This window comes from Mycobacterium sp., assembly GCF_035653355.1.
Taxonomy (GTDB): Bacteria; Actinomycetota; Actinomycetes; order Mycobacteriales; family Mycobacteriaceae; genus Mycobacterium.
On sequence record NZ_DASRBZ010000295.1, the window covers coordinates 1 to 8822 of the forward strand.

Below are 8822 nucleotides of genomic sequence, written 5' to 3' on the forward strand. Positions count from 1 at the left end.
TCTGCAACTGCCAGTCGAGCAGGTTCTGTACCGTGGCCGGATCGGCCACGAGCTGCTGCCGGACGGCCTCTTGCGACTCCATCAGCTTCTCGACAGCGAGGGCAACACCCGTTGAGAGTGCGGTGGGTGAGCTGGCTGGAACCCCGAGATCGTTCGCCGCCGCCTTGACGCCCATGGCCAGGGCGCTCGTCGGCAGCGTGAAGCCGTCAATGCTCACCGCCAACGTCGATGGGATCATGGAGCAGTCCACAGTGGGGTTGTTCGCACTCGGCTCCATGCACCAGCCTGAGGTCGCAGCTTGGGCCGCGGCCTGTTGCCAGGTCTGATTCGCACGAATCGACGCCTGGACCGAGGCACCGGCTTCGAGGCTGGATGGCGAGCCGCCGGTGCTCCACGACGCACTGCCGCTGGCCGCATGCGGCCAGTGGAGCGGCAGAGTCGGCGACTTCCACGGATGGCCGGTTCCCACCAGGCTGTCGGCATGTGCCCCCAGCGCTCCGCCGATACCAGCGACGGCAACAGCGCCGAGAATGGCGACACGGATGCGGCGACGGGCCGTCAGCCGACGGGCGACACGAAGGATTCTAGTTGCCATAGTTGTTCGTCCCCACGACGATCTGCGTCCAGCCGCTGGCCGAATCGCCGCCGTCATTCTGATCGGTCTGCGCGTTGTTGATGATCCCCGGGTCCCAATACTCCTCGTCGGTGGGAGTGCTCCAGCAGTCGACGACGTCGTATTGCCCGTTCTTGTTGCAGTTGTTCTCCGGCGAGGCGGTGACGTCGGTGTTCTCGTACGCGCTGTCGCTGTAGTGCCACCACTCCCAATGCTGGTTGTCGCTTTCCAGCAGACTCGGGTCCCATTGGTACGGCATCCCCGGGTCGGAGCCTCGGGAAATGTCAATCGCGCCCCCGTCGTAGCCGTAGTCGGCGTAGTAGCTGCCGCAGGGCACGTCCCATTGGTAGCACTCGCCACCCTGCTGCTGGCCCGCATTGGTGGCGCCGTAGTCGTACGTCGTCACCTGCTCGCTGCCGGTGACCCACACGTTGTAGTTCACCGGCTGATAGCCGTAGCAGTATTCGGGATCACCGTACGAGTCCTCGCCGCACTGGTACTCGTACTCGATGGAAGCCGTCCACGTGACGTTCTGCCCGTTCACGTAGGCGTTGTGGTTGATGTAGGCGTCCTCGTTGCCACCGCCCCATTGGTCGGCTCGGGCTGGCAGCACCGTGCCGAGGGCGGCCACCAGGACCGTTGCGCAAGCGATGAGCGCGCGGGTGCGCAGAGACCGTCTCATGAGTTGAAGACCTCGATGCAACTGCCGTTCGGGTTGTATCCTGCCTTGTAGCTCGTCAGGCAGAGTTCGATGTTGCGGTTCCCGAAGGTGCCCGCGGACGACGAGGAGGTCGTGAACACGGTTGCGGTATTCGTCACCGCGTGCGTGCCGGACGACCAGATCACCTGGTTCGTGGTCGCATCGAACCATGTCCAGGTGAAATCGAGCTCGTCGACCTGGTCGCTGCAAGCAGCAGAGCCGTCAACCTCCAGAGTTTGGACTGTCCCACTTCCGTAGACGCTGACGAGGACGCCGCGACAGACGATGGGTGCAATTGGTGGGACGTCCGCGCTGCTCGCGGCTCGTGCCACAGGCGTCATCGTCCAGCCACCGGCTCCAACCGGCACCGGCGCTGCGGCGGCCGCGTCGCAAGCGCCGAGCAGCGCCAGTGCGATCGTCGTGATGCTCACGGCCGATCTGAGCAGGTATCTCCTGATCATGTCTCGCTCCTATGGATAGAGAAGAACACGGTGAATTCTCCGATGATGGTTGAAGTTGCTACGTGCGCCCGGCTCGGCCTTAGCCGACGACCGTGCCGTAGGCGTAGTCGTAGTGGACGAAGTACGTTGTGGCAACGCAGAGTGGCGATCCCGACATGCTCGCCCCGTAGCTCCCCGTCACGTTGAGGTTGTTGTCGCCTGTGAAGGAGTTGTCGATCCACACGGTGGCCCCCACGCACGTCGGTGGCCAGCTGAGCCCCGAGATCGCAAGTCCGCTTTCGGACGCCGTTATCGAACCGCACGACCCGCCGTGGCCGAAGTTGTAGCCGCTGAGCTGGTCGCCATATGTGTGTCCGATCCACACAAACTGGCTCGGGTAGCTCGGGTTGTTCACGCAACCGTTGCTGACGCCGTAGTCGGCTCCAGTCCAAACGCTGATCTCACTCTGCTTCTCTTCGCCGGTGCCGGTGATATAGCAATCACCAACCGTCGTCAGCGCGCAGAAGTCATACCACGTTGCGGTGCCCGAGCACGAGGAGCCAGCGAGCCACAGGGGTAGGCATTCGTCGGTGCCATTCGGGTTGCCATCGGCCCATTGCTGGGTACAGACCTCGTTTTCGTAGCAGATCGGAGGCGCCGCGGGGTTGCTGCTGGTGGCAGCCAGATCAGGCTGTGCCACCGAAACGGGAACGGTGCGCTGCTCGACGGTGTAGGTGCATGTCGCCGGGGCAAACCCGACCTCGCGTACCTCGTGCACGAACCCGGGCTGCACCGTCGTCGGCGTTCCGACATACGTGCATCCGCTGCTGGTGACTTGCCCGGCGACAGAGATCGTTGTGGAGCCGTCCCACACGTCGCCGAAGATGTAGCGGTACGGCGTCGGGGCCGCTGACGCGGCGGCGGCTGGAAGTGCCGTGGTCGTCGCTGAGAACAGCGCTTCCGCGAGCAGAAGTATGCCGCCGAGAAGGGTCAGGAATCGACGCCGAGGAGGTGGGATGAGCCGGTGCAACTCGCCGGGTGAGCACCGTCGGCGATGTCGCCGGTGAACCGTGCCTGGGAACATGCGGGTATCCTCCCTACTGGTGTTGACTCGCCCGCGGGGCTGGCGCCGTGCCTTCCCGCGGACCCAAATGCCTGGGGGCCGGGCAGCCACCCGGCCCCTCCAGGGCTTCTAGAAGCGTGTGCTTGCGTGCTGTCGGTTATTCCTCTCCGCTAGGCCGCCCTCCTCGCCTGGGTGGTTTGCGTTCGACAAGAGACACGGCCAGTCACCTAGTCGGTGTGGGAGTAGGCCGTACCGCCGTGCAGGTCGGATACGAGTTGTTGGGATCGGGATAGGGGTAGCAGACTCCTACAACGTTGGTTGGGGTCGGCGGTGGTTGGGATTGCCGACCTGTAGGCGACGGTAGTTCGGTCGTCTGCGCCGTTGACTCCTGCGCAGCCATCGAGCTCGCAGACGACGCTGGCAATCCACCGTGCTGGTCAGAGGGTTTGGGTGAGCGCCCGCTATCTACAGCTACGGTCGGCGGTTGAGAGTCAGCACTAGAAGTCGCAGACGTAGTGGCTGCCGTCACGCGGCCGCCGGTCGGCGGAGAAGCAGAGCCGAATCTAACGACGTTCCTGGGACTCTGCGCCCAATAAATGAACAGCAGGAGCGCGACGAAGAGCAGCGGGATGAGAAACCCGCCTGCGCTTCGCGCCATCTGCCCGACTTCCGAACGATTCCGCCGCCTCACGCGCTTCACCTTGTCGAGGGGGAACCCGCTCATATGGCTGAGCGGACTCCTCAGAAAGCCTCGAGCTAGGCCCCTCCTTCTACAAACCGCCGGCGGGTCCCGCCAACCCGCTCGACGGCCCAAGGAAGGGAAGGGAGCGAATGAGCACCACGGCGAGGACGTCTCAAGAAGAGAGCGGTGGGCTTCCCAAGGCGGCCATGGGGAATTTGAACCCCTGCCACGGTGTGTTTCCCGCCGAACACGGTCGACCTCCAATCCCTTCCGTAACGGGCCGGAGGGGCTTTCGTCCCTTCGGGTGGATGAACGATAACGGTTTGATCCGTCAAATGCAAGTCTGGGCCGGGAGTGACGTTTTCGGCACCAAGCGTCGGCATAGCCACCCCGGGCCCGGGCGGTACAATCCCCCTCCTACCGCAAGGTCAAGGATGGAAGGGGATGCCGTCTCCCGGGTCTTTCCCGCGAAAGCCGGTTGCCAGCGCGGACGAGTTGCGGGCGCTCTTCGCTGAGTACGACGACCGGCTTCGAGCCCGCGCCCTGAGCCGCTTCAACTCCGAGCGGCCCGCAGACGTCGAGACGGCGATGGAGCGTGTGCGCGCCCGGATGCTTCAGCACGGCAGCTACCGGCACCCGCTGCAAGAGTTCATCGACCTCGTCAAGGTCGACCTCACGACGCTAGCCAGGCGACGCCACGCACGGCTGAAGTGGCTGCTGCCGGGCGAGGAGCTGGAGGACGTCTTGATCGACCCCGTGCTCGGACGCATTGAGGGACAGAGACTGTCGGCCGTGATGCGTCTGCCGCGGAAAGCTAGGGAAACGGTCCTCAGAGTGGCCCGCGGCGAGAGCGCGGCAGAGATAGCCAGGTCGGAGGGCAGAGCGCCGGCCGTCGTCCGGGTGCGTCTGACGAGGGCCAGAGCGCGAGTGCTGGCCGACAAGCTGCCCGCCTTCCTTCCGTTTCTCTGGCCCAAAAGGTGGCGTCAGCAATGGCGTGTTGTCTTGGATTCCCCGCCGGCGGCGGTGCTTGTACCGATCATTGCCGCCGCGGTCTTCAACACGACACTTAGCGTCGTACCGCCGTCAACGCTCGCCTTCCCGGCAGCGCAACGGGTCGAGTTGCCGGTGCGCCATGCCACCTCCGTGTCCTCGGCAGTGGTGCCGGACCGTGCGAACTCTGAGACTGGCGTTTCGATTCCCAGCCCGACGGCGACTCTTCGTGGTGCGGCAGCGGAAACGCCCGAGGACGTGCGGCTGACCTCGTTCGCGTCGCGGGGTCGGTATGTCGTCGGCATCGGGCTCGGCGACACGTGCCAATGCCGCGTTCTCATGCGCAGCGATGATCATGGAGCGACTTGGGTGTCAGCTGCGGGTCCACCCAGCGAAGTCACGCAGATTGCCCTCCCCAAGGACTATCCAGCCGACCCACGCATTCTCGGCGGCACCGATGCCACTTCACCGAGTTCGCCGTACCTTGCCGACTTCTTCGGTTCTACGTGGCGGCAGATGACGAATCTTCCGGCTGGTCGGATCGGAGTGTCGGAGGACCGCATCTATGTCGCCGCGCTGACTGGGGTGTGGAGTACAGACGGTACTCAAGTGCGGCAGGAGGTCGCAACACCCACGTCCGCCCTGACGATGTCGGTGGCGGCCGTGGCGGACGACGGCTGGATCTGGGCGCCGCCGGGCGCAATTCCCGGTGCTTTGAGCGCATGGACGGTGCCTGTGTTGCTGCACTGCTCCGACGGGTGCGCCATCGTCACCCCGATGCCCGCCAACCCAGGGGTGCTCGGCAATGGATTCGCGTACACCCCTGTGTCGTATTACGAGATTCATGGTTCGACGGTGACCGCGACCCCAGCGCCGCAGGGCTCGGTGATCATCGCCGCGGCGCCGGGATGGATAGCGACCGACCGCGAGGGCTCCTACGCGATAGATCGCTGGATCAACGGGCAGTGGTCCGAAGTAGGGCCGGACAGCGTGATCCGCAGCCATGGCGCCCTGCAGCTCGCCATCACGGATCAAAGCGTTATCGCCGCCCTGTCGGACGCCGGGTACCGCTGCATGGGCAAGGCAATGATCTGGCTGCCGAGGTGCCCAAAAGCCTAGACCGCGCGCCGTAGAGTCCCCCCACGGAGGTGGGACACGGGAATGCGGGAGGTTCATGGCCATGAAGCGGCTGCTGATGATGTGCGCGCTCGTCGTCGCGGCTTCTACTCCGATGCCAGTTGGAGCGACCAGCACAACTTCTGGAGAGGGGCTGGTCGAGGGAACAGTTGACCTAACCCAGGGTTTCCCGTGTTCCTGCGCCTTGGGTGCCTTCAACGGCACCGTGGCGCTGACGCTCAGCGGGATCTCGACTTTCACCCTCGACGGCGCTCCGGAGCCGTACACCGCCGTCTGGACGGGCACCGGCAACACCGTGGCCAACTTCGGGTACACGGAAACGTGCCTCAACGAGCAGCCCGACAACACCCCTCCGCTGCTGGGCTCGGCGAATGGCACCTTCACGATCAGCGGGGGTCTCCTCGACCTTGGGACGAACGTCTATTCGGTGTCTCTCACAGGGGTGTTCACCTATCAGCGAATCGGGACCGGCGTCCGCATGGTCTTCACCCAGCTCGCCATCTCCAACGGGTCCACCATCGCCACCAACCTCGACAACTTCACCCTTGTAGGGCAGAGTGCCGACGCCATCGCCTTCGTGCCGCCTGTGGGGACATGCGTCGACCAAGTGGTACCCCAGCTCGCCACTCTGGCCGGCATGGCGCTGCAGGTTGTCTGAATTCGGTAAAGAACTGTGAGTCAGCACCCTGAACACGGGTCAAACCGTTAGCTTTTTGCCCATGGCCACCTGGACCGGTTGGGAGTAGAGCCCCCGGCGCCGCCCGCCCGCCGCCCTGGACCTCGCTTGCTCCTCCTTGCCACCAGGTGGCCACCCTCCGGGGGCGTCGACGGCCCGAGCCCCGAGGCTCGATCCTCCCCCGGCTCCAGACTGGCCGACCCCCTTCCTGCGAGCCCGGCTGGGCGGAAACCTTAGGCGGCGGTGCTACGATTTTTGGCCTTCGGTCGTCTTGGTGTAGTAGGTGCGATACTCCGGCGCCGGGCGGGCACCAAGGGGGCCGGGCCAAGGAGGAGAAGGAGAGGTGGGCTCAAGCCCGCGTGGGGGCCCCCGGGCCCGGATGTGGTCGCCTCGTATGGCCGCGCCGTCGGGGAGCCTCGTTGCTGCCCTTACCTCGGCATTGGTCAGCTGCGGTGGCCCTGGCCCCGACGTTCCAACGCCCACGCCGCTGATCCGGCAGACCCCACCAGCCAGTCCCGACGTCGCGGTCCTAAGTGCTTATCGGGCAGAGCAAGCGGCCTTTATCACAGCCATCGGCACGGCCGACGCCTCGTACCCGGGGCTGGCGCAGACCATGGTTGACCCCCTGTTGAGCGAGATCAGAAAGCAGCTGATCGCCGACCGCGGCAACGGGATCGTCGGCAAGGGGCGGGTGGACTTGAATCCGCGCGTGGACTGGATTCGTGGAGCCGAGGCGCAGGTAGTCGACTGCGCCTTCGATCAGTCGCAGCTCGTCTACGTCTCCAATGGGCAGCCTGTCCCGCCCGTCAAGCCACCGCACGCGGTATCGATTACCGCGACCCTCGTCGAGACGGCGGGGGCTTGGAAGGTGTCGACGCAAACAGTTTCGGAGGCGCCATGTTCAACCGCGTCTTGAGACTCGTCCCACTACTGAGCATCGCCCTGGCGGCGTCGGGGGCATGCACAATCGCGGCGAGTGCAGATGGCATCGAGAGCCAGGCTGGCAGCGCCGACGCCTCTGTCGGCAACGGCCAGGTCACGGTAGGTGCGTCGTACGGAGGCGATTCGGGCACCTCGACCGGGGGCGCAGGAAATGGCGTTTCGTGTTGGTACGAGTGGATTACCGGCGACGCCGCGACCATCTTGGGAGAGAGCAGTCCGGCATCGGGCGGCTGGGTCCTGCCGCACTGCACCGATGCGCAAGGCAACGTGCTGGCGACCACCCTTGTATGGCAATCACCTGCACAGCTCATAGCGCTGCAGAGCATCGCGAGTCTCGGTCAGCAGGCCATCGCCAAGCTGCCCCTTCCAAGTGGTTTCATACGAACAGCCCCCTCGGCGACAACAATGCAGATCGTCGGCGCTACCACGTGGCTCTGGCTCGACCCCGCCGTGTGGCACACCTACACGGCGACAGCGACCGCGGGGCCGGTGGCGGCGACTGCGACGGCCACGCCGTACCGGGTCGCCTGGAATATGGGTGATGGGCACACCGTCACGTGCACCGGACCCGGCGTGCCGTACGACCCGTCGCGCTCTGATGGCGCGCAGACCAGTCCATGCTCCTACGCATGGCCGCGCAGCTCCGCAGGACAGGGGACAGGCGCCTTCACTGTGACTGCGACCGTGTTCTGGCGCGTGACGTGGGCGGCGGTTGGAGCAGCAGGCGGCGGTGATCTCGGCGTCGTTGCCGGGCCGACGGCTCAGACAACGGTGCGCGTAGGTGAAGCTCAGGCCGTCAACTCAGGCGGCAACTGATCCGTAGCGGAATCGGAGGAAAGGGGAATGAGCGTGGGGCTGCAGCGAGGCTCTGACACAACCCGCAAAGAGGCGGCAGAACGTTCCCCCCTTGCCATCGTGCCAATGCAGCGCGCCCGCAACCTGCGACTCGCCGCTCTCTGCCTCGGTGTCGCCGCTGGCTTTGCCCTTCTGTTCGTATCACTGCTGCTACTCAACAGCGGGACCGACGTGCTCACTGCCGCACGCCCGGTCGCTCTCGGACATGTGTTCCAGGCTTCGGACTTCCGCACGACCAGGGTGAAAGTGTCCGACGGCAGCATGGACTCGGTGAGCGCGTCTGCGCAGGATTCGGTCATCGGCCATGCGGCGACAGTGCCGCTCAACTCCGGGGAGATTGTGCCGAAGAGCGCCGTCGGCCCAGCGGCCAGCATTCCCACCGGGTATGCAGTCGTCGCCGTCTCCGTCAAGCCGGGCCAGTTCCCGAGCGGGCTCGGCCCGGGTGAGCGCGTATGGGTCGTGAGCACTGCAACAGCGCCGACCGAGCAAACGGCACCTCCCCAGCAAAGGTCTGCCGGGACCGCGGTGGGGCCGAGCCCGGTGCAGGCCACCGTGCTCGCGACAGAAGTAGTGGGCGACGATCCGCAGGCGAGCACCGTTGTCTCGCTCCTGGTCGGAGGCGACGCGGCTCCGCAGATCGCGACGCTGGCAGCCAGCGGGCAGGTGAGCCTCGTACTCATTGGACCGGACGGGAGTGCGCCATGACGACGAGCGTTGTCCTGGG

9 protein-coding genes are annotated in these 8822 nt (G+C 65.4%); 5 read left to right on the forward strand and 4 right to left on the reverse strand.

What is annotated here, in order from left to right:
• From VFA16_RS10305 to VFA16_RS10320, 4 genes are all read right to left on the reverse strand, one after another.
• The coding region (locus tag VFA16_RS10305) for a hypothetical protein (RefSeq protein WP_324967716.1) at nucleotides 1-595 on the reverse strand (595 nt) is incomplete at its 3' end.
• Nucleotides 585-1295 carry a hypothetical protein gene (locus VFA16_RS10310; RefSeq protein WP_324967717.1) on the reverse strand — a complete coding sequence of 237 codons (711 nt, stop codon included), beginning with the start codon at nucleotides 1293-1295 and terminating at the stop codon, nucleotides 585-587. The genes VFA16_RS10310 and VFA16_RS10305, both read right to left, overlap by 11 nt.
• A complete protein-coding gene (locus VFA16_RS10315; protein ID WP_324967718.1) occupies nucleotides 1292-1774 on the reverse strand; it encodes a hypothetical protein in 483 nt (160 codons plus the stop codon). The genes VFA16_RS10310 and VFA16_RS10315 overlap by 4 nt, the downstream gene beginning before the upstream one ends.
• A gap of 79 nt (nucleotides 1775-1853) precedes the next feature.
• On the reverse strand, nucleotides 1854-2837 hold the full coding sequence (locus VFA16_RS10320; protein ID WP_324967719.1) for a hypothetical protein: 984 nt from the start codon (nucleotides 2835-2837) through the stop codon (nucleotides 1854-1856).
• 1105 nt (nucleotides 2838-3942) lie between these two features.
• Between VFA16_RS10320 and VFA16_RS10325 the strand changes: the two genes are divergently transcribed.
• The 5 genes from VFA16_RS10325 to VFA16_RS10345 all read left to right on the forward strand — a co-directional run bounded on the left by VFA16_RS10325 (nucleotide 3943) and on the right by VFA16_RS10345 (nucleotide 8803).
• On the forward strand, nucleotides 3943-5607 hold the full coding sequence (locus VFA16_RS10325; protein ID WP_324967720.1) for a hypothetical protein: 1665 nt from the start codon (nucleotides 3943-3945) through the stop codon (nucleotides 5605-5607).
• A gap of 61 nt (nucleotides 5608-5668) precedes the next feature.
• Nucleotides 5669-6283, forward strand: coding sequence for a hypothetical protein (locus VFA16_RS10330; RefSeq protein WP_324967721.1), 615 nt, complete (start codon nucleotides 5669-5671; stop codon nucleotides 6281-6283).
• Between the two features lie 412 nt (nucleotides 6284-6695).
• A complete protein-coding gene (locus VFA16_RS10335) occupies nucleotides 6696-7217 on the forward strand; it encodes a hypothetical protein (RefSeq protein ID WP_324967722.1) in 522 nt (173 codons plus the stop codon).
• The gene (locus VFA16_RS10340) at nucleotides 7199-8059 is read left to right on the forward strand and encodes a hypothetical protein (RefSeq protein WP_324967723.1); all 861 of its coding nucleotides are present in this window, start codon (nucleotides 7199-7201) and stop codon (nucleotides 8057-8059) included. Before VFA16_RS10335 ends, VFA16_RS10340 begins: the two co-directional genes overlap by 19 nt.
• 27 nt (nucleotides 8060-8086) lie before the next feature.
• On the forward strand, nucleotides 8087-8803 hold the full coding sequence (locus VFA16_RS10345; protein ID WP_324967724.1) for an SAF domain-containing protein: 717 nt from the start codon (nucleotides 8087-8089) through the stop codon (nucleotides 8801-8803).
• Nucleotides 8804-8822 lie beyond the last annotated feature (19 nt).